Annotated in this window: 16 protein-coding genes; 11 read left to right on the top strand and 5 right to left on the bottom strand. The window is 66.8% G+C overall.

Going from position 1 to position 19534, the window contains the following annotated elements; genetic code table 11:
* Positions 1–58: 58 nt before the first annotated feature.
* The 3 genes from C563_RS0110590 to C563_RS0110580 form a co-directional block, all read right to left on the bottom strand.
* Positions 59–1348 carry an ArgE/DapE family deacylase gene (locus C563_RS0110590; RefSeq protein WP_442852937.1) on the bottom strand — a complete coding sequence of 430 codons (1290 nt, stop codon included), beginning with the start codon at positions 1346–1348 and terminating at the stop codon, positions 59–61.
* Positions 1323–2663, bottom strand: a complete 1341-nt coding sequence (locus C563_RS0110585) for an MFS transporter (protein WP_018762026.1) — start codon at positions 2661–2663, stop codon at positions 1323–1325. Before C563_RS0110585 ends, C563_RS0110590 begins: the two co-directional genes overlap by 26 nt.
* Before the next feature lie 174 nt (positions 2664–2837).
* Positions 2838–4031 (bottom strand): helix-turn-helix domain-containing protein, encoded by a 1194-nt coding sequence (locus tag C563_RS0110580; protein ID WP_026264657.1) that lies wholly within the window; start codon positions 4029–4031, stop codon positions 2838–2840.
* A gap of 156 nt (positions 4032–4187) precedes the next feature.
* Here C563_RS0110580 and C563_RS0110575 point away from each other — a divergent pair, with 156 nt between their 5' ends.
* Both C563_RS0110575 and C563_RS0110570 read left to right on the top strand, forming a co-directional pair.
* Positions 4188–5882, top strand: coding sequence for an amidohydrolase (locus C563_RS0110575; protein WP_018762024.1), 1695 nt, complete (start codon positions 4188–4190; stop codon positions 5880–5882).
* The gene (locus C563_RS0110570) at positions 5879–7132 is read left to right on the top strand and encodes a M20 family metallo-hydrolase (RefSeq protein ID WP_018762023.1); all 1254 of its coding nucleotides are present in this window, start codon (positions 5879–5881) and stop codon (positions 7130–7132) included. The genes C563_RS0110575 and C563_RS0110570 overlap by 4 nt, the downstream gene beginning before the upstream one ends.
* A 68-nt stretch (positions 7133–7200) precedes the next feature.
* On the opposite strand, the gene C563_RS0110565 is transcribed toward C563_RS0110570, so the two are convergent.
* Positions 7201–7977, bottom strand: coding sequence for a DeoR/GlpR family DNA-binding transcription regulator (locus C563_RS0110565; RefSeq protein ID WP_018762022.1), 777 nt, complete (start codon positions 7975–7977; stop codon positions 7201–7203).
* Positions 7978–8049: 72 nt separating this feature from the next.
* Complete coding sequence (pdxA, locus tag C563_RS0110560; RefSeq protein WP_018762021.1) at positions 8050–10425, bottom strand: 4-hydroxythreonine-4-phosphate dehydrogenase PdxA; 2376 nt, start codon at positions 10423–10425, stop codon at positions 8050–8052.
* Between the two features lie 188 nt (positions 10426–10613).
* Between pdxA and C563_RS0110555 the strand changes: the two genes are divergently transcribed.
* The 9 genes from C563_RS0110555 to C563_RS0110515 are packed head-to-tail and all read left to right on the top strand — an operon-like array spanning position 10614 to position 19532.
* The gene (locus C563_RS0110555) at positions 10614–12188 is read left to right on the top strand and encodes an ABC transporter substrate-binding protein (protein ID WP_018762020.1); all 1575 of its coding nucleotides are present in this window, start codon (positions 10614–10616) and stop codon (positions 12186–12188) included.
* 3 nt (positions 12189–12191) lie between these two features.
* Complete coding sequence (locus C563_RS0110550; RefSeq protein ID WP_018762019.1) at positions 12192–13127, top strand: ABC transporter permease; 936 nt, start codon at positions 12192–12194, stop codon at positions 13125–13127.
* Positions 13124–14062, top strand: coding sequence for an ABC transporter permease (locus C563_RS0110545; RefSeq protein WP_018762018.1), 939 nt, complete (start codon positions 13124–13126; stop codon positions 14060–14062). Before C563_RS0110550 ends, C563_RS0110545 begins: the two co-directional genes overlap by 4 nt.
* Before the next feature lies 1 nt (position 14063).
* Positions 14064–14936: an ABC transporter ATP-binding protein gene (locus C563_RS21080; RefSeq protein ID WP_051083469.1), complete on the top strand. Its 873-nt coding sequence runs from the start codon at positions 14064–14066 to the stop codon at positions 14934–14936.
* Entirely contained in the window at positions 14929–15759 is an 831-nt protein-coding gene (locus C563_RS21075; protein WP_018762016.1) for an ATP-binding cassette domain-containing protein, read from the top strand. Before C563_RS21080 ends, C563_RS21075 begins: the two co-directional genes overlap by 8 nt.
* 34 nt (positions 15760–15793) lie before the next feature.
* Entirely contained in the window at positions 15794–16783 is a 990-nt protein-coding gene (locus C563_RS0110530; RefSeq protein WP_018762015.1) for an aldo/keto reductase, read from the top strand.
* Between the two features lie 43 nt (positions 16784–16826).
* Positions 16827–17618 (top strand): HpcH/HpaI aldolase family protein, encoded by a 792-nt coding sequence (locus tag C563_RS0110525; protein WP_018762014.1) that lies wholly within the window; start codon positions 16827–16829, stop codon positions 17616–17618.
* 4 nt (positions 17619–17622) lie between these two features.
* The gene (locus C563_RS0110520; RefSeq protein ID WP_018762013.1) at positions 17623–18861 is read left to right on the top strand and encodes a sialidase family protein; all 1239 of its coding nucleotides are present in this window, start codon (positions 17623–17625) and stop codon (positions 18859–18861) included.
* The gene (locus C563_RS0110515; RefSeq protein ID WP_018762012.1) at positions 18858–19532 is read left to right on the top strand and encodes an SDR family NAD(P)-dependent oxidoreductase; all 675 of its coding nucleotides are present in this window, start codon (positions 18858–18860) and stop codon (positions 19530–19532) included. The genes C563_RS0110520 and C563_RS0110515 overlap by 4 nt, the downstream gene beginning before the upstream one ends.
* Positions 19533–19534: the final 2 nt, after the last annotated feature.

Here is a 19534-nt window from a genome sequence, read left to right as displayed (position 1 = left end):
GCCCAAAGAGCTTGGCCGAGGGCGGGATCCGGTAGGGGGCGGAGGCCCGCGGTGAGGTTCAGGGCCGTTCGTCGATACCGCACCACCCGGCAATGAAGAGGGCGATGCTCTTGGTGACCCGGCGGATGGATTCGACCGAGACCCGCTCGTCGAAACCATGGATTGACTCTGACACGGGGCCGTAGACCAACGGCGGCGTGTTGGCATAGAGCGCGAAGACCCTGCCGTCCAGGTAGCCCGGCGTGGTGAAGCTTTTCAGTTCACTGCCGAACACCTGACCATGGGTGCGCTCCAGCATCGCCTCCGCTTCACTCCCAGGCTCCAGCACATAGCCCTCGGAGAAGAAGCCTGTCTTCACGCCGACCGCGCTGATCGGGTCGGGTCCCCGGCCAAGGGAGGCAAGGCAGTCCTGAAGTTCAGCCCATGCCTGCTCCGCGGGGATTCCGGGATAAATTGCCGCGCGCACGTCGAACTCGCACCAGGCCGGGACGCTTGAAGGCCAGTCCCCGCCCTGGATGCCGCCGAAGTTGAAATTGATGGGGTGCTCCAGGTCTTCAAAGTAGCGGTGCTGACCGCGGTCGGCGTTCCACTTCTCTTCAACCTCCCGCAGCGCGGAAATTGCCGTATACGCCGCGTCGATGGCGTTGAAGCCGGTGCCCATCTCGCGGGGATGGGTCGGGTTTCCGGTCACCCTGACCCTGAACCAGAGCACGCCCACGTTGGCGCGCACCAGCATGTCCTCCTCGGGCTCGGGAATGATGACGGCGTCGGCACGGTAGCCGCGCATCAGGGCGGACAGCGAGCCGTTCCCTGTGCATTCCTCCTCGACGACGGACTGGAAGTGGATACGGCCTGTCGGCTCGAACCCCGCGGCGCGGACGGCGTCGAAGGCGAAAAGGTTGGCCGCGAGACCTGCTTTCATGTCGCCGGCGCCCCGGCCGTACATCCATCCATCGATGATGGGGGCGTCCCAGGGGTGGCGCGACCAGGACTCGGAAGGGCCCTCGGGGACGACGTCTATGTGGCCGTTGAGGATCAGGGAACGTCCGCGCTCAGCAGCCGGACTGTACGTGCCCACCACGTTGGTCATCCCCGCATAGGAAACCGTTGCGGGCCCGTAGCCCTCGTGGGCGGACAGGTCATCGGCGTCCAGCTCCCACCGGTCCATCTCCAGGCCACGGCTTGCCATGGCCGCATGCATCAGGTCCTGGGCGCTGCCCTCCCGGGTGCGCAGCGACGGGTGCCTGACCAGGTCCTGGGTGAAGGCCAGCTGGGCATCGAAGGCGGCGTCCACGGCCTCCAGGATGCGAAGTGTATGGTCCTCACCGGGCACTGTTGTCTCCGACAAGCTGCTTGTCTTGGACCCGCAGGCGCTCGCCCAAGAACCCGCCGACGGCGGTAAGCAGCGAGATGATCGCCAGGATCAGGGCCGCACCCCACGACTGGTTGCCGGAGACGCCCAGCATGGCCGTGGCCAGCAAGGGCATGAATCCGCTGGTGGCGCCCGCGATGTTATAGCCCAGGGCCACGCCGGAGTAGCGCAGCTTCGGCGGGAACAGCTCGGTCAACAGGGCGCCGTTGACGGCGTAAGCAACCGCTATGAGCATGATCCCGACGGTGATGGCCAGCGTAATCAACAGGGGGGATTTCGTATCAATCAAGGCGAAGAGGGGGAACGCGGCGAGAGCGCTGATGATGCCGCCCCACATGGTGACCTTGCCCGGCCCGATTTTCTCTGCGAGCCGGCCCATGAGGAATGTGACGCCGATCTGGGCCACGGCGGCGACCAGCGTGGCGTTGACCATGACGTTCCGGTCCACCTTCAGGGTGTTGGATCCGTAGCTCACCGCGAAGGTGGTGATCATGTAGAAGCCACCCACGCCGAGGAGTGCGGCCAGTACGGCAACGAGGAGGCGGCCGGCGGCGTGGCGGAAGACCTCGAAGGCTGGAACCTTGGACGTTTCGCCTTGGGCGAGCAGGTCCTTGAAGATGGGGGACTCTTCCACCTTGAGGCGGATCCAGAGTGCGATGCCCAGCATCGGGAAGGCCGCCAGGAATGGGATCCGCCAGCCCCAGGCGTCAAAAGCTTCGGACGGGAACAGCAGGACGAGCGAGAAGGCGCCTGACGCCAGCAGCGTGGCCACCGGCGAGCCGACCTGTACCAGCGCCGCATACCGGCCGCGCTTTTCAACGGGGGCGTGCTCGACGGCCATTGTCACGGCGCCGCCCCATTCACCGCCGACAGCCAGGCCTTGGACCAACCGCAAGACGGCGAGCAGGATGGGCGCCGCCAGGCCGATACTGCCGAAATCGGGCAACAGGCCGATGAAGGCCGTGGCCGCGCCGATCATGACGATGGTCATCAGCAGAGCGGGCCGGCGTCCGTAACGGTCTCCGATGTAGCCAAAGATCATGGCTCCCAGCGGACGGGCCGCGAAGCCGACCCCGAATGTGGCGAAGGAGGCCAGCAGCGCAGCGGTGGGGTCCATGTTGGTGAAGAACAGCCGGTTGAAGACCAGCGCGGCGGCGGTGCCGAAGAGGTAGTAGTCGTACCACTCCAGGGCGGTCCCGACGAACGCGGCTCGGGCAATTTTTCCCGCGTCCTTGCCTGAGATGACCGGAGGAGCATCTGCACCGGGGGAAAGTGAATGTGAGGTGGTCACTGCGTGGGCCCTTTCGAGCGGGGTTGAGTTCTTGCATCCCGGGTCCCGCGGCGGGCGAAGGGCGGTGGCCTGCACTGCTGCGGTGGTGGTTATTCGAGAGTAAGTGAGTGATAACGCCCTGAACAATGATAATTTCCACCCACTTCCGGCCCCTATCTTGGGCATTCGCACAAATCAGGAACGGAACTCGCTATAGCGGTTAAGGGCGATGAGTGCCCGCGCGGCCTCGGCCGGTACGGTGAGGTCAAGGCCGATCACCTCGTGAAGGCTGTGCAGGCGGTTCACTACTGTGTTGCGGTGGCAGAACAGCTCCTCCGCCGTTTCCTTGATGGATCCGGTCCGCCCATAGCTGCGTGCCACCTCCAGCAGGCGTTGGCGCTCAAGCGGAGTGCACTTCTCCAGTGCGTTCTTTATGGGGGCTGAAAAGCCGGGAAACTTCTGCTCCAGGAGGGCGCCGGCGATTCCCATCCATACGTCTTCCATCGTGGCCAGCCGGGTGCCGCGGCGCTTCTGCTGCGCCAACACAAGCGCCGCGGCCGCAGCGGAGGGCACAGCATCCAATCCCTCAACGTCGGGTACGTATCCGGCAGGAAAGGGCGGCGGCTCATGACGCCAGGTCAGCCCCTTCCGCTGCTGCCGGAAGACATACAGGACTCCGTTGTTCTCGTACATATAGATGCTGTGGTCGGGCTCAAACTGCTGCTGGGCCTGGGATACGGCGTCCAAGGTCACGGCGAGCACTTCGAACGCACCGGTGGCCTGCACTTCGAGGGCTGCTGCAAGGTCCTGGACTTCCCGTGGGGTGTCAAGGCCCGCATTGAACAGCCGGGAAAGCAGGCGCTGCCGGTACAACTGCTTGTTGCGGGCCAGGCGGGCCTCTTCCTCGGCATAGGCCTGTTGGATGCTGGTCACGTAACCTTCGACGGCATCCAGGACCCGGTCCATGTTGGCCACCAGGACACCGATTCCCTTGTCCCGCGCAACCCGTTCCAGCCCCTTCCAGAGAACACGGAAGTCATTGCGGATGGCTACCAGGAACGCGTCCAGGGGGACCCCCTGGCGGGCGCGCCGGGCGGCCACCTCGCGGGGAAGCGTCTGCAGGTCCGGCGGGAGCTCCAACCCGGCCATCTGATAGAGGAACATGTCCATGGTGTCCGCAGCGGTCCGGTAGATGTCCTCCTTGGGAACCACTGCTTCACCATAGGAAATGGAAGAAAAGCGCTCCAGGAAGTCGTCTACCAGCAGGGACCGATCCTTCCAAAGACTTTCCAGCAACTCGGTCCATTCGGGCTCGGTAGGACGGCCGGGACGGAACTCCCTTGCGCCAGTACCGTAGGATCGCGACACGTCACCATCATTTGCTGTCATGACGCTAGTTTATGCAAAAGCCTAAATTTCGGCCATAAAACAGCGTTTTATATCCATTGAAGGCAGCGATATCACAGAGTTGAATGGACGGAGCGGCACGTACAGGCCGCGGTTCCAACCCCCGGAAAGGCCCGGGGACCCTAGCAAAGAGGATCCATGCCCGTCGATCTCCTGATTCGCAATGCACACATACTGACCCAGGATGCCTCCCGCCCCACCGCGACAAGCCTGCTCATTCACGACGGCAAAATCCTTGATGTGGATCCCGACGCCGGTCTCTGCGGCCATGCCCTCAGGACCATTGATGCCGCCGGAACCACGATTGTCCCTGGATTCAATGACGTCCACGCGCACAGCGTCTGGTTCGGCCTGGGGCTGATGGAGGCCAACGCAGGGGCAGCGGCGAACCTGGACGAGCTGTACCGGATCATCGCTGAGGCCGCCGCCGGGATGGCCCCGGGGGAGTGGGTCGTGGCAGCGGGCTACAGCCCGCTGCTGCTCGACGGCCAGCAACCGGACAAGGACCGGCTGGATGCGGCGGCGGGGGGACGTCCAGTGTGGATCAAACATTCTTCCGGCCACGCCTGCACGCTCAACGGCGTAGCACTGGAGCGGGTGGCCGCCCATGCCGATCTCAGTGCACCGATCGAAGGCGGCGTCGTCGTCATGGGCGAAGATGGCCTGCCGACGGGGCTGTTGGAGGAAAACGCCATGCGGCTGGTGCAGGACATCCTGCTGCCGTATCCGCTGGAGACCATTGAACGCGCACTGGATCTGGCCACGTCACACTATCTGTCCGAAGGAATTACCAGCGTCACCGATGCGGGCATCGCCGGTGGCTGGATCGGTTATTCGCCGCGGGAGTTCGCCGCGTACCAGAACGCCCGCGACAAGGGGCTGCTGAGCGTCAGGATGCAGCCAATGCTGGTCATGGATGCCCTCCACGATGTGCCCGGCCACGCCGATGATCCGGCCTCCATTGGCCTCGACGCCGGAATCCGCACCGGCCTGGGCGACGATTGGCTGCGCTTGGGACCGGTGAAGATCTTTAGCGACGGTTCGCTCCTGGGCAGCACGGCCTACATGACCGAGCACTATGTCGGCTGCACCCATAACCACGGCTATCTGCAAATGGACGCGGAGCAGCTGCGAGAGTCGGCGCTCAGCGCCTACCGTGCTGGCTGGGCGATTGCGATGCATGCCATCGGCGACCACGCAATCGACCACGCCATTGACATCATTACGGAGGCGCAGGAAAAGTTCGGGGCCAACGCACAACCCAACCGGATCGAGCATGGCGGAGTTGTCCGCCCCGATCAGCTTGACCGGATAGCCCGGGCCGGCATCGTGCTGGTCCCGCAGCCGCACTTCATCACCGAATTCGGAGATGGCATGGCCCGCCTGCTGGGCCCCAAGCGCACCACCTGGTCCTACCCTGCCAGGGGCCTGCTGGCGCGGGGGATTACGCTGCCGGGAAGTTCGGACCGGCCCGTCTCCAACGGCCGGCCCCTGGACGTCATGCAGTCTTTCGTGGAGCGGCTGACCCCTTCGGGCGACGTATACGGCCCGGACGAAAGGATCACAGCAGCCCAGGCGCTCGCTGCGTACACCACCGGATCGGCCGCCGCGACCGGAACCGGCCACATCAAGGGGCGCCTGGCACCGGGGTACTTGGCGGACCTCGTGTTCCTGGACCAGGACCCCACCGCCGTCGACCCCTCAAACATCTCAGCCACGCGCGTGCTCGCCACCATGGTGGGCGGTCAGATCCGCTTCGGCGAGGAAAATCTGCCGGCGCCGGTCCGCGCCACAGACCTGGATGCCGCACTGACAGGGAAGGAAACCCCATGAACACCGCACACAACGAGTTCCTTGCAGACTTCGCCACGATGTCAGGCTTCGGCGCCACGCCCGGGGGAGGCGTGGACCGGCAGGCCGGCACGGCCGCAGACCACGCCACGCGGGCGTGGTTCAGCCAGTGGCTGGCCCGGCATGGCTATGCCGAATCAGTGGACGGGGCAGGCAACCAGTTCGGCACCCTGGACCTGGTCGCCGGCGCCCCCTATGTGCTGGTCGGCTCACACCTGGACTCCCAGCCGCTGGCCGGCCGGTACGACGGGGCCTACGGCGTTCTCGCAGCGGCCCATGCAGGCGCCCGCGTCGCTGCGGAAGCCCGGGCCGGCAAGCTCCACCCCACCTGCAACCTGGCCGTTGTGAACTGGTTCAACGAGGAAGGCAGCCGCTTCGCGCCCAGCATGATGGGAAGCTCGGTCTTCACCGGGAAACTGCCGCTGGGCGACGCGCTTGCCACCGCAGATCCTGCCGGAATCACTGTGGCGGAGGCCTTGGCGGACGGCCATGCCACCCCGCAAGCGAACGCCCCGGTCCTCGCCGACGTGGCATGCTATGCCGAGATCCACATCGAACAGGGCAGGAACCTTGAAGAAACCGGCACCCAAGTAGGGATCGTGGACCGTACCTGGGCAGCCAGCAAGTACCGGGTAACGGTGGATGGAGCCCAGTCGCACACTGGCGCGACCCGCATGGAGGACCGCCGCGACGCCCTGTACGGGGCCGCGCTGGTCATCGCCGCCGCCCGTGAACTGGCCGCGGAATTCGAGCCGGGGCAGCTGCACACATCGGTATCGGAGCTTTATGTCCTGCCGAACTCGCCGGTCACCGTCGCCCGCCAGGTGCTGATGAACCTGGACCTGCGTTCCCCCGATGAGTCCGTCCTGGGCCTGGCCATGGAACGGCTGGGCAAGAGGATTGTCGACGCCGAAGCAGATTCCCGGACGGAGATCCGCCTGGACCTCACCCACAACTGGGGCGTGGTGTCCTACCAGTCCAAGGGGGCTGAACTGGCCAGGTCAAGCGCAGAGAGCCTTGGCTACAGCCACCGGGACGTGATGACCGTCGCCGGGCACGATTCCACCAACATGAAGGACGTGGTCCCCACCGTCATGCTATTCGTTCCCAGCGTCGAAGGCATCTCGCACAACGAGGCCGAATACACGCTCGATGACGATGCATTGCGCGGCGTTGACTTGCTCACGGACGTCACGCGGCAGCTGGTCCGCGGCGAGCTGCAAGGGGATTAGCATCACAACGGACGGATGCTGCGGTTGGTCGAGGTGTCTCCACAGCCACGCAGCCGTCCGGGGAACGCTCAACCACCGGAAACCGCAGCCACCTCAACGCTGACCCCCGCGTCCCGGAACTTCTGCACCTGGGCAGGGTCGGCGCCGTCGTCCGTCACCAAAGTCCACGGCAACGCCAGCCGCACCCAAGCGTGGAAGGGCCGCAGGCCCAGCTTGGAGGAGTCGGCCAAAACGTAGACGGAACGCCCGCGCCGGGCCATGAGCTCCTTGAGGCGGGTCTGGGCGTGGTCGGCCTCGCAGATGCCGTCGTCGGCGGTGACGGCGTCCGCCCCCAGGAAGACGCGGTCAAAGCTCATCCGTTCCAGCGCCGCCTCCGCCAGCGGGCCGACGAAACTCTGGGAAACACTGCGCAACCGGCCGCCCAGGCAGTCCACCTCGATGCCATCGCATTCGGCCAGCTCCTGCAGCGTGTTGATCCCCGGCGTCGTGACCGACAACCGGTCAAACCCGCGCAGCTCGTGCGCCAGGGCACCTGCGGTGGAGCCGGCGTCGAGCAGGATGCTCTCCCCGGGCTGGATTACCGAGGCCGCCCACCGGGCGATCGCATGCTTCTGCTCGAACGCCTCACCAGTGCGTTGCCGCAGCGACGCCTCTGGGTGCGCGCCCAGCGCCATTGCCCCGCCGTAGGTGCGGGCCAGGCGGCCCTGCCCGTTCAGCAACGCCAGGTCGCGGCGGATGGTGGACGCCGTCACCTCGAACTTCGCCGAGAGCTCCTCCACGGACGCGAGGCCGGTGGTCACGGCAAGGTGGTAGATCTCCTCGCGCCGCGCGTTTGCGCTGAGCATTCCCGGTCTCCTTCCCGTGGGCATGGCGGTGGCAGTGGTACCCATGCTAGTCACCGATGGGTTTCGACTGGCTCAACCAACGTGGGCCGGCCGGGTGGCCATTTCTGCCGCCTGGTGCAGCGCCTCCACCATGGACCGGGAATCGGCGATGGCCTTGCCCGCGATGTCGAACGCGGTGCCGTGGTCCACGGAGGTCCGGATCACCGGCAGGCCCACCGTGATGTTCACGCCTGCCTCGATCCCCAGCACTTTCACCGGTCCGTGCCCCTGGTCGTGGTACATGGCCACCACCAGGTCGTAATCACCGCGGCCGGCCAGGAAGAACAGCGTGTCCGCGGGCAGCGGGCCCACGGCGTTGATCCCGTCCGCCTGCGCCGCCTTCACGCCCGGCTCGATCTTCTCCGCTTCCTCGCCCTGCCCGAACAGGCCGTTCTCGCCGGCGTGCGGGTTGATGGCGCACACGCCGATCTTCGGGTTGGGGATGCCCGCCCGCACCAGCGCCTCGTGGCCGCGGCGGATGGTCCGCTCCACCAGGTCCGGGTTGATCTTGCGGATGGCATCCACCAGGCCGATGTGCGTGGTCACGTGGATCACCCTGATCTTGGGCGTGGAGAGCATCATGGACACTTCCTCCGTGCCGGTCAGGTGCGCCAGCAGCTCGGTGTGCCCGGGGTAGATGTGCCCGGCGGCGTGCAGCGCCTCCTTGTTCAGCGGCGCGGTGCAAATGGCTTGCACCTTCCCGGCCATCGCCAGCTCGCTGGCCACCCGGATGTATTCGTAGGCGGCATGCCCGGCCACGGGCGAGAGCTGGCCCCACGGCAGGTCCGCCGGCAGCAGCGTCAGGTCGATCACGTTCACCCGGCCCGGCGTGAACACAGCATCGTCCACATCCTCGATCGGCCGGATGTCCGCCTCGACGCCCAGGGTCTCCGCCGCCTGGCGCAGCCGCAGCGCGTCGCCGATCACCACGGGCCGGCACTCGGCGTTGCTCTGCGGATCCAGCACGGCGGCCACCACCACCTCGGGGCCAACTCCGGCGCCGTCGCCCATGGTCACGGCCACGTAGGGGAGGGGCTGGTTGTGCGTTGATTCGTCAGTCATTGTTGCTCCAGATTCTTCGGAAGTCTTGTGGGAAAGGGTTTGGGTGGAAGCTGCGGCGGCCTGGCCGCGGCGCTTCCGGATTTCGTCATACAGCTGAAGGAGGGCCAGGTGGTCGCCGAAGCTGCCGGGCTTGGTGCCCACCAGCGTCCCGTCGTCCGCGCGGCTCAGCACGGCTCCGTGCTGCACCGCCGCGAGCGGCACCAAGCTGGAGCGGCCGACGGCGTCCAGGACTTCCCTGGCCGTCTCACCGCCGGTGAGGATCAGGTCGGCCCCAGTTCCCTTGACGGCCTCGGCGGCGAACCTTGCCAGCGCCTGCACGATGCGGGTCGAGGCGGACGGGTCCACTTTCTGGGCCGCCAACGTGATGATCACGCGGGCACCTGACCGCAAATCCGCCGAAACCTGGGCCAGTTGGGACACGTAGGCGCCGTCCGCACCGGCGTAGAGCGGGTGCAGCCGGACCACCGTGAACCCTTGGGCTTCAAGGGCAGCCAGTTGCGCCTGCGCGGTCTGTGAAGCGGAGCCGACGACGGCGAGCACCGGCCCGGGTGCCTCCTGCGGTTCCGCGGTGGTTGCGTCAGCCGTTGCCACAGGTTGCGCATTTCGCGCAAGTCGTGTGCTGAGCCGCTGGGCGAGAACATCGGCCGCCCCGCCGGTTCCGACCAGCACGATGCGGCGTCCGCCCGCCCGGAACTCCAGTTCCAGCAGGGCGTCCACGGTGTTCTCCAGGTCCCGGACGGTCTCGCCGTCCACCACCACGAGCTGCGGCCGCTCGGGTTCGAGCAGCCCGGCGAGCTTCGCAGCCAGGGATCCGGAGCGGACCGCAGCCAGATCAACGGAGCGCACAGAGGACGGATCCGCCGGGGCCAGCAATGAAGGAACATCGACTGGCGGGGCCGACAGCTCGGCCTCCCAGAAGTCCGTTTCCGCCAGGGGAGTGCCGGCAGCCAGCGGCTTGCCACCGAGTACTGTGCGCTGCAGCTGGGGGAGTGCGCCCGCAATCACGGCGTGGAATCCAAGGCTGGCCAAGGCCGACACCTCAGCCTGGATGTTGCCGCGCCACAGGGAATCCATCTTCTTGAACTGCACCTGTGCGGCAGAGGCCTCGGGACCGGAGAACGCCTCCTTCACCAACGCCTCAGCCTCGGCCCCGGACAGGCCACGGGAGTGTGTATCGGCGACCACCACGTCGGTGACCTCTCCCGCAAAGGAGGGGCCGCCGTCGTGCGTTCCGAAAGACGCACCCGCGGCGAGAATGACCTGCGCAGTCAGCCCATGTTCCACAAAGCAATAGCCAACCTCGGCGGCGCCGGAGAAGTCGTCGGCCTGCACAAATACGGAAGCCACGGTGCTCCTCTCGTCATAGTCGGCTGGAACCCGCCAATCAGCGGGAAGCTTTCCATCATCATGACATGGTTGCGCGAATCGCGCTAGATAGGTTGCGCAATTTGCGCAGGAGTGGCAAAGTGATGGACACAACATTCGGCGCAGCCATTCCGGCAGCCCGCCATCCCCGATCTACCGAGAGGTCAACGATGACCGTTCTTCCTCAAGGAAGTGAGATTTCCCGCCGCCGCCTCCTTCAGTTCGGTGCGGCCGCCGGGTTTCTGCTGGGCACCGGCAGCCTGGCCGGCTGCGCCGGCCCCACCGGACTCCCCGGACCCAGCACCCTGACCCTGGCCCTCAACCGGTCCCTGGTCAGCCTGGACAACAAGCTCAACCAGTTTGACGCAGCCGTCACCGTGCAACGCTCGGTCCGCCAGGGACTCACCGCCATCGGCCCCGAAACCAAGCCCGTCCTGGTCCTGGCCGAACGCTTCGAGATGACCGGCCCCACCGAATGGACCGTCCGGCTCCGCGACGGCATCCGCTACTCGGACAACAGCCCCGTCACTGTGGAGGACGTCTCCACCGCCCTGAAGATGTACAAGCAGGTCCAGGGCTCCTTCGTGGCCGGGTTCTTCCCCGAATTCCCCGAGGTTGTCCCCGTGGATGACCGCACGTTCAGGATGGTCACCAAGAAGCCGGTCCCCATCCTGGACTCACTGATGAGCATGATCCTGATAACCCCGGCCGCACAGAACAAACCGGAGGAACTCCAGGAAGGCCTGGGCACCGGTCCTTATGTTGTCACCAAGTACAACCGTGGTGCCGGCACCTACAGCTTGGAACGCAACAAGAACTACTGGGGTCCCGCGCCGCACATCGACAACGTGGAGGTCCGTTTCCTCCCTGAGGAATCCAGCCGCGTCATCGCCCTGCGCAGCGGCGAGGTGGACGTCATCGACTCCATCACCCCAGACTCCCGCGAACAGCTCGCAGGCCTGCCCGGCGTCACGCTGCAGGAAGCCTCGAGCCTGCGCCTCAACCAGATCTTCTTCAATTTCCGCAAGCCCGCCGGCCACCCGCTGGCCAACCCCCGCGTCCGCCAGGCCCTCAGCATGGCCATCGACGGACAGTCCCTGGTGAAGGACGTCCTGGTGGACTCCGTCACCCAGGCCGCAGGCGTCACCCCATCCAGCCTCACCGGCTACTACAAGACCGGCGAATACGTCTACGACCCCGAGAAGGCCAAGGCCACCCTTGCAGAACTTGGCGTCAAGGACCTCACCCTGAAGATCATCTGGGAAACCGGCGAATTCGCCTCCGACACCTCCGTGATGGAAGCCCTGGTTGAAATGTTCGGCAAGATCGGCGTCAAGGCCGAGCTCCAGCAGTTCGAACCCGGCGGCAACATCATGGCCTGGCGCCAGGGCAAACAGGGCGACTGGGACCTGCTGGCCAACGGCTACCCCAGCCCCACCGGCCTGGCCATCACCATGCTCCAGGGCATGTACGCCGGCACCCCGGAAAAGGAAGCCACCCGCGACACCTACCAGGGGTACGTCATCCCCGAGGTCACCGCCAAGATCCAGGCCGCTTCCGCCGAGGCGGACCCGGCGCGCAGGACGCAACTGCTCAACGACGCCCAGCAGGCAGTCTGGGACACCTGGCCCTGCGCCTGGGCGTTCGTGCCCAAGTCCGTCCTGGCCCACCGGGAACGGGTGTCCGGGATCAACCTGGCACCCACCAACTCCTACCCCCTCGTTGATGTCCGGCTGGAGGCCTAAGCCATGACGAACTACATCCTCAAACGCCTGGGACAAGGCCTGCTCACCGTGTTCCTTACGGTATCCACCGTGTTCATCCTGATCCGCATGGCCCCCGGCGACCCCGCCGTCTCCTACGCCGGTCCGCTGGCCACTTCCGAACAGCTCGCCAAGGTGCGCGAACAGTTCGGCCTGGACAAGCCCCTCCTGGAGCAGTACTGGATCTTCCTGCAGCAACTGTTCAGCGGCAACCTCGGCCAGTCCTACTCGTTCCAGGCGCCGGCCATGCAGGTGGTCTTCGAACGCCTGCCCTACACCCTGACCCTGGCGACGTCGGCAATCCTGCTGACCGCCGTCGTCGCCATCCCGCTGGGGGTGTGGATGTCCCGCCGCCCTGACACCGGCCGCGAATTCGGCGTCAACGTGCTCACCATCGCCGGGCAGTCCATGCCCGATTTCTGGACCGGCATCATGCTGCTCACCGGGTTCGCCGTGCTGGTCCCCCTCTTTCCGGCCTCCGGCTTCGCCACCTGGGGCGGCCTGGTCCTGCCCACCGTCACCATCGCCATCCTGCAGATCGCGCTGATCTCCCGCATGGTGCGCCGCGAGATGACCAACAACCTGGCCGCCCCGTACCTCACCGTGGCCCGCTCCCGCGGCGTGAAGAACTCCGTGCTCACCTGGCGCTACGCCATGGGCAACTCCGCCATCCCCGTCTTCACCGCACTGGGCACCCGGTTCGCCGCGATGCTCAACGGCGTGGTGGTGGTGGAAGTGGTGTTCGCCTGGCCCGGCGTCGGCTCCCTGATCGTCCGGGCCCTGGAAACCCGCGACTACCCCCTCATCCAGGCCACGGTCCTCATCACCGCGCTCCTGGCCGTAGGCGTGCAGCTGCTGATCGACCTCGCCTACCCGCTCCTTGATCCCCGCGTTCGTCTCGGAAAGGCGGCCACAGCATGAGCCTCCACACCGCAACCCCCGCCGGCCCGTCCGGAAGCACCGGCGCGCCAACCCGGCAGCCAAGCCCCAGCGCCGTCACCAAGGCGGACCTTGCCCGGGCCGGCGCCACCCGACGTCGGAAAGCCGCGCAATGGAAACTGGTGGTCGGCGCCATCTGCACCCTGCTGGTGATCATCCCGATCATCCTGGCCAACGTGCTCCCGCTCCCGGACGCCAACTTCCAGGACCTCGCCGCCCGGCGCCTGCCCCCGCTCACCGACGGCCACCTGTTCGGTACCGACCAGCTGGGCCGCGACCTGCTCTCCCGCGTCCTGCACGGCGGCCAGGTCTCGCTGACCATCGGCCTGCTGGCAGTCCTGGTCTCAGGGGCCATCGGCGTGATCCTCGGCTCCGCCGCCGGCTACTTCGGCGGCTGGGTGGACACCATTGTCTCCCGTCTCCTCGAAGCCCAGATGTCCCTGCCGCTGCTGATGATGCTGCTGCTGGTGGTGGCCCTCTTCGGCCCCTCCATCCCCGTGATCACGTTCGTGATCGCCATCGCGCAGTGGCCCGAGGTGGCCCGCCTGACCCGCTCCATGGTCCTGGTGGAACGCGAAAAGCCGTACGTCTCCGCCGCCCGGATCCTGGGCCTGCACCGCATCCAGATCCTGATCCGGCATATCATCCCCAACGTCATCAAGCAGGCAACCCTGGTGGTGCTGCTCCTGCTGGCGCAGGCCGTGCTGCTCGAATCCGCGCTGTCCTTCCTCGGTGCCGGCCCCCAGCGCCCCTTCGCCACCTGGGGCCGGATCATCTCCGACGGCCAGGACTACATCACCACCTCCTGGTGGATGGTCACCCTGCCCGGCCTGGTGATCGTGCTCATGGTGGTAGGCGTCAACCTGCTGGGCGACGGCCTCCGCGACCGTCCCCGCCGCAAGAAGAAGGGTGCCTGACATGTCTGTTTCCCCCACGTTCACCGAGCAGCCGCTGCTGGAGGTCCGCGACTTCCAGGTGGAACTGATCACGGACGCCGGCATCATCCGCGCCGTGGACTCCGTCAGCTTCAGCATCCACCGGGGCGAGACGGTCACCATTATCGGCGAGTCCGGTTCAGGCAAGTCCACGACGGCGATGGGCATCCTCCGCCTGCTGCCCGAGGACCTGGCGGTCCTGTCCGGCACCGTGCTGATTGACGGCGTCGACATCTCCGCCGACCCCAAGGCCATCGACAAGGTGCGTGGCAGGACGCTGGCGCTGATCCCGCAGGACCCGATGACGGCACTGAGCCCCGTGCACTCGATCGGCAGCCAGCTGTTCGAGGCTATCCGGATCGCCGGCGCCGCCTCCGCCAAGGACAAGGGCGCGCTGCAGGCCCGGGCCGTGCGGCTGCTGGAACAGGTGCACATCCCCACGCCGGAGAAGCAACTGAAGAAGTACCCGCACCAGCTCTCCGGCGGCATGCTGCAGCGCGTGCTCATAGCCATCGCTTTGGCTTCCGAGCCGCAATTGCTGGTGGCGGACGAGCCGACATCGGCCCTGGACGTCACGGTGCAGGGCGGCATCCTGGACCTGCTGCTGGAACTGCAGGAACAGCGTGGCATCGGCATCCTGATGATCACGCACGACCTCGGCGTGGCCCGGCTCATCTCTGACAGGATCCACGTGATGAAGGACGGGTCCTTCGTCGAATCCGGCGAGGTCCAGCAGATCGTGGACCACCCCGCCACCGAGTACACCCGCACCCTGCTGGCCGCGGTGCCCGTACTGGGGCCGTGGGACGAAACCCCCAACTCCACCCTGACCACTACTGGAGCACGCCATGACTAAGCCGTTCCTCGCCGTCGACAACCTGGTGGTGGACTACCACGTCCCCGGCGGTACCTTCCGCGCCGTGGACGACGTCTCCTTCTCCGTGGACAAAGGCAAGACGATCGCCGTGGTGGGTGAATCCGGCTGCGGCAAATCCACCATCGCCAAGGCCCTGATGCGGCTGGTGACCCCCACCAGCGGGTCCATCAACCTGGACGGGACGGACATCGCGGCCATGAGCGAAGCGAAGCTGCGGCCCATGCGCTCCAAGTTCCAGATGGTGTTCCAGGATCCATACGGCTCCCTGGACCCGCACATGACCGCGCAGGAAATCGTGGCCGAGCCGCTGAAGCTGCAGGGAGTCCGCTCCAAGGCCGAACGGCATGCGGCGGCGGCGAAGCTGATTGACCAGGTGGGCCTGCCGGTCCGGTCCCTGGACAAGCACCCCGGCGAATTCTCCGGCGGCCAGCGCCAGCGCATCGGGATCGCCCGGGCGCTGGCCTCCAAGCCCCAACTGCTGGTCTGCGACGAAGCCACCAGCGCCCTGGACGTCTCTGTCCAGGCACAGGTGCTGCGGCTCCTCAAGTCCATCCAGGACGAAACCGGCATCACCTACGTGTTCATCTCGCACAACCTTGGCGTGGTGCAGGAAATCAGCGATACCGTCATGGTGATGCAGCGCGGCAAGCTCGTGGAACTCGGCCCCACCGCCGACGTCCTGACCGCCCCCAAGGAGGACTACACCCGCAAACTCCGCCGCGCGGCCCTGGACCCCTCCACCATGACCGGCCTGAAGCCGCGGCACATCGTCCGCTCCCTGGCGCTCGCCAACCAGCCCTGACCCTTTGACACACGCAACCACGAGGAATCAACGCATGAGCACGCAGCCCAACGGCACCCAGGTGGACGGCCTGGAACTACCCATCTCCCGGCTGGTCCTGGGGACCATGACGTTCGGCGACACCGCTGACGAGGCCACCGCGGGCCGGATGGTGGAAGAAGCGCTCGCCGCCGGCATCACCACCATCGACACCGCCAACGCCTACGTTGGCGGCACCACGGAGGAGATGCTCGCACGCCTTTTGAAAGGAAAGCGCGACGCCGTCATCCTGGCTTCGAAGGCCGGCATGCCGCACGCGGACCACGGCTCCAATGCACCGCTCTCCGCGGCGGGGCTGCGCGCCAGCGTTGAAGGCAGCCTGCGCAGGCTGGGCGTGGACAGCCTCGACCTCTTCTATCTGCACCAGCCGGACCGGGCCACGCCGCTGGCCGAAACGCTCTCCACCGTGGCGGCCCTGGTCGCCGAGGGCAAAATCGGGGCGCTGGGCGTGTCCAACTTCGCCGCCTGGCAGATCGCCGATGTCATCCACACGGCACGCGAAGTGGGGGCGCCGCAGCCCGTCGTCGCGCAGCAGCTCTACAACCTGGTGGCGCGCCGGCTGGAGGAGGAATACCTCGAATTTGCCGCCACCCATGACATGCACACCATGGTCTACAACCCGCTGGGCGGCGGCCTTCTCACCGGCAAGCACAGCTTCGACGCCAAGCCCACCGAGGGCCGCTACGGCGATTCCAAGCTCGCGGCCATGTACACGCAGCGGTACTGGGACAAGCAACTGTTCGACGCGATCGGCGAGCTGTCCCGGATCGCCGCCGACGCGGACGTGACCCTCGCAGAATTGTCGCTGCGCTGGCTCGCCTACCGCAAGGGTGTGGGCTCGATGCTGCTGGGCGGCTCCAAGGTGGAACAGCTGCGCGCCAACATCGCCGCCGTGGCCAACGGGCCGCTGCCGGCCGACGTCGTGGACGCCTGCGACGCCGTGGGTACCTCGCTGCGCGGCCCTATGCCCGCCTACAACCGCTGACCATTCCTCCCGACTGAACCGATTACGAAACTGAAGGACTCTGATGACCTCCCAACTGGCCCTCGAATTCGCCCGCAAGATCCGCGCCCGTGAGCAGGCGGTGGGCTATTGGGCGGTGCTGGACGCGCCCGTGGCCACCGAACGCATCGGCCGGCTCGGCTACGACTACGTGGCCCTGGACGCGCAGCACGGCCTGCTGGGCTACTCCGGCGTGCTCAACGGGCTGATGGCGATCGACGCCGGGCACACCGCCGTCGGCATGGTCCGGGTGGAGGCCAACGACTTCACCGCGATCGGCAAGGCACTGGACGCCGGCGCCGTGGGGGTCATCGTTCCGCTCATCAACAACGCCGAAGACGCAGCCGCGGCCGTGGCGGCAGCAAAGTACCCGCCGCTGGGCGGCCGCTCCTACGGCCCCATGCGTTCGGCCTTGCGGATCGGGCCCGTCCCGGCCGAGGCGAATGCCACCACCCTGGTGTTCGCCATGATCGAGACCCCCGAGGGCCTGGCCAACGTCAAGGAAATATGCGCCACCCCCGGCCTGGACGGCATCTACGTTGGCCCCTCCGACCTCTGCATTGCGGTGGGCGGGGCCTTCCCCGGGGATCCCGCCGTCGAAACCGAATTCAACGCCGCACTGGAAACCATCGCCGAGGCAGCGGCCTCCGCGGGGATCGCCGCCGGCATCCACACGGCCGCCGGCACAGTTGCCAACCAGCGGCTGCGGCAGGGCTACACGTTCACCACCGTGGCCTCGGACCTGACGCACCTGGAACAGATCGCCAAGTCCCACCTCGACGCTGCCCGCTCCGATGCCGGCACCAAGGAGAGCTAATCCCATGCAGAACACCACAACCGACGCGTACAACACCATCACCCCGGACGGGGCGGTCAAGACGGCCGACGGCGCCGACTTCGCCTACCTGCCCGCACCCACCGTGCAGAGCCACGCAGCCAACCTGCTTACCCTTCCCGACGGCCGTTTAGGCTGTGTGTGGTTCGGCGGCACCCAGGAAGGCGTGCCGGACATCTCCATCTGGTTCTCCACCCTGGAGCCCGGCAGCAGGCAGTGGTCCGACGCCGTCCAGCTTTCGGATGACTCCACCCGGTCCGAGCAAAACCCCATCCTGTTCGTTGCGCCGGACAAAGCCCTGTGGCTGCTGTACACCGCGCAGAAGGCGGGCAACCAGGACACCGCCGAGGTCCGCCGTCGTATCTCCCTGGACAGCGGCCGCACCTGGGGTGAGGTGGAGACCCTGTTCCCGGCCAACGAGACCGGCGGCGTGTTCGTCCGCCAGCTGCCCGTGGTGCTCCCGTCCGGCCGGCTGATCATCCCGATCTTCCGCTGCATCACCACGCCTGGCGAAAAGTGGGTGGGCAACAGCGACGACAGCGCCGTGATGATCTCCGACGACGCCGGCGCCACCTGGACCGAAACCGTGCTTCCCGGCAGCCTGGGCTGCGTTCACATGAACATCCAGCCCGTGGCCGACGGCTCCCTGCTGGCCCTGTTCCGCAGCCGCTGGGCCGACTCGATCTACGAATCCCGCTCCACGGACGACGGCACCACCTGGAGCGAGCCCGTCCCCACCGAGCTGCCGAACAACAACTCCTCCATCCAATTCACCGCGCTCGCCGACGGCCGCCTTGCCCTGGTGTACAACCACAGCCGGGCGGGGGAGGGCACCGAACGGCGGCTGTCCCTCTACGACGAGATTGACGACGACGGCCTGGCCGACGAACAGGGGCAGGTGGCCGAGCCGGATGCTTCTGTTCCGGACGACGGCGTGAAGCGCGCCTTCTGGGGGACGCCGCGCTCACCTATGACGCTGGCCATCTCCGAGGATTCAGGCCGGACGTGGCCGATCCGCCGGAACCTGGACGTGGGGGACGGGTACTGCCTGTCCAACAACTCCCGTGACGGGCTCAACCGCGAGTACTCGTATCCGTCCATCCACCAAGGCCCGGACGGCGCCCTCAACATCGCCTACACATACTTCCGGCAGGCCATCAAGTTCGTCCGGATCGACCCGCAGTGGGCCTACGAGGGCGCCACCACGCCGGGCGGGGACTCATGACCCGGCACGCGGTGGTCACCGGCACCAGCTCGGGGATCGGCAAGGCGATAGCGGAGCGGCTCCTGGCCGACGGGTGGCAGGTGACCGGCCTGAGTCGGACCGGGTCTTCGCTGGTCGGGAAGTTCGCGTGGCGCCAGGCCGATCTCTCGGAGCCCGAATCGTTGCCGGATGTCCTGGCCGGGCTGGGGTCCGTTGACGCGTTGGTTCATGCCGCAGGATTCCAGCGCACCGCGCACCTTGGCTCCCTTGACCCGGCGGCGCTGGCGGGGATGTTCACGGTCCACGTTGCGGCCGCGTCGGTGCTGGCGAACGAACTGGTGCCGTCCATGCCCGACGGCGGCCGGATCGTCCTGCTGGGCAGCCGCACCTCCACGGGGATGCCGGGTAAGAGCCACTACGCCGCGACGAAGGCGGCGCTGATGGGGCTCGGCCGGACGTGGGCGCAGGAACTCGCGCCGCGGGGGATCACGGTGAACGTGCTCTCCCCGGGGCCGACCGACACCCCGATGCTGAACGACCCGGGCCGCGCCGCCACTCCGGTGAAGCTGCCTGCACTGGGCGCCCTGGTGGACCCGGAGGATGTGGCCGCCCTGGCCGCGTTCCTGCTGGGTCCGCATGGCAAGTCCATCACCGGCCAAAACTACGTGATCTGCGGCGGCGCCTCCCTTTAGCG

Origin of the sequence: Arthrobacter sp. 135MFCol5.1 (assembly GCF_000374865.1) — a bacterium.
GTDB lineage: Bacteria > Actinomycetota > Actinomycetes > Actinomycetales > Micrococcaceae > Arthrobacter.
Note: the sequence above shows the minus strand (reverse complement) of the source record. Positions and strands in the feature narration are given on the sequence as shown.

Coding starts and splice junctions, on each gene's coding strand:
- C563_RS0110545 (WP_018762018.1), top strand. CDS start 13,124: ATGAGCCTCCACACCGCAACCCCCGCCGGCCCGTCCGGAAGCACCGGC.
- C563_RS21080 (WP_051083469.1), top strand. CDS start 14,064: ATGTCTGTTTCCCCCACGTTCACCGAGCAGCCGCTGCTGGAGGTCCGC.
- C563_RS0110555 (WP_018762020.1), top strand. CDS start 10,614: ATGACCGTTCTTCCTCAAGGAAGTGAGATTTCCCGCCGCCGCCTCCTT.
- C563_RS0110565 (WP_018762022.1), bottom strand. CDS start 7,977: ATGCTCAGCGCAAACGCGCGGCGCGAGGAGATCTACCACCTTGCCGTG.
- C563_RS0110530 (WP_018762015.1), top strand. CDS start 15,794: ATGAGCACGCAGCCCAACGGCACCCAGGTGGACGGCCTGGAACTACCC.
- C563_RS0110515 (WP_018762012.1), top strand. CDS start 18,858: ATGACCCGGCACGCGGTGGTCACCGGCACCAGCTCGGGGATCGGCAAG.
- C563_RS21075 (WP_018762016.1), top strand. CDS start 14,929: ATGACTAAGCCGTTCCTCGCCGTCGACAACCTGGTGGTGGACTACCAC.
- C563_RS0110580 (WP_026264657.1), bottom strand. CDS start 4,031: ATGACAGCAAATGATGGTGACGTGTCGCGATCCTACGGTACTGGCGCA.
- C563_RS0110550 (WP_018762019.1), top strand. CDS start 12,192: ATGACGAACTACATCCTCAAACGCCTGGGACAAGGCCTGCTCACCGTG.
- C563_RS0110575 (WP_018762024.1), top strand. CDS start 4,188: ATGCCCGTCGATCTCCTGATTCGCAATGCACACATACTGACCCAGGAT.
- C563_RS0110525 (WP_018762014.1), top strand. CDS start 16,827: ATGACCTCCCAACTGGCCCTCGAATTCGCCCGCAAGATCCGCGCCCGT.
- C563_RS0110520 (WP_018762013.1), top strand. CDS start 17,623: ATGCAGAACACCACAACCGACGCGTACAACACCATCACCCCGGACGGG.
- C563_RS0110570 (WP_018762023.1), top strand. CDS start 5,879: ATGAACACCGCACACAACGAGTTCCTTGCAGACTTCGCCACGATGTCA.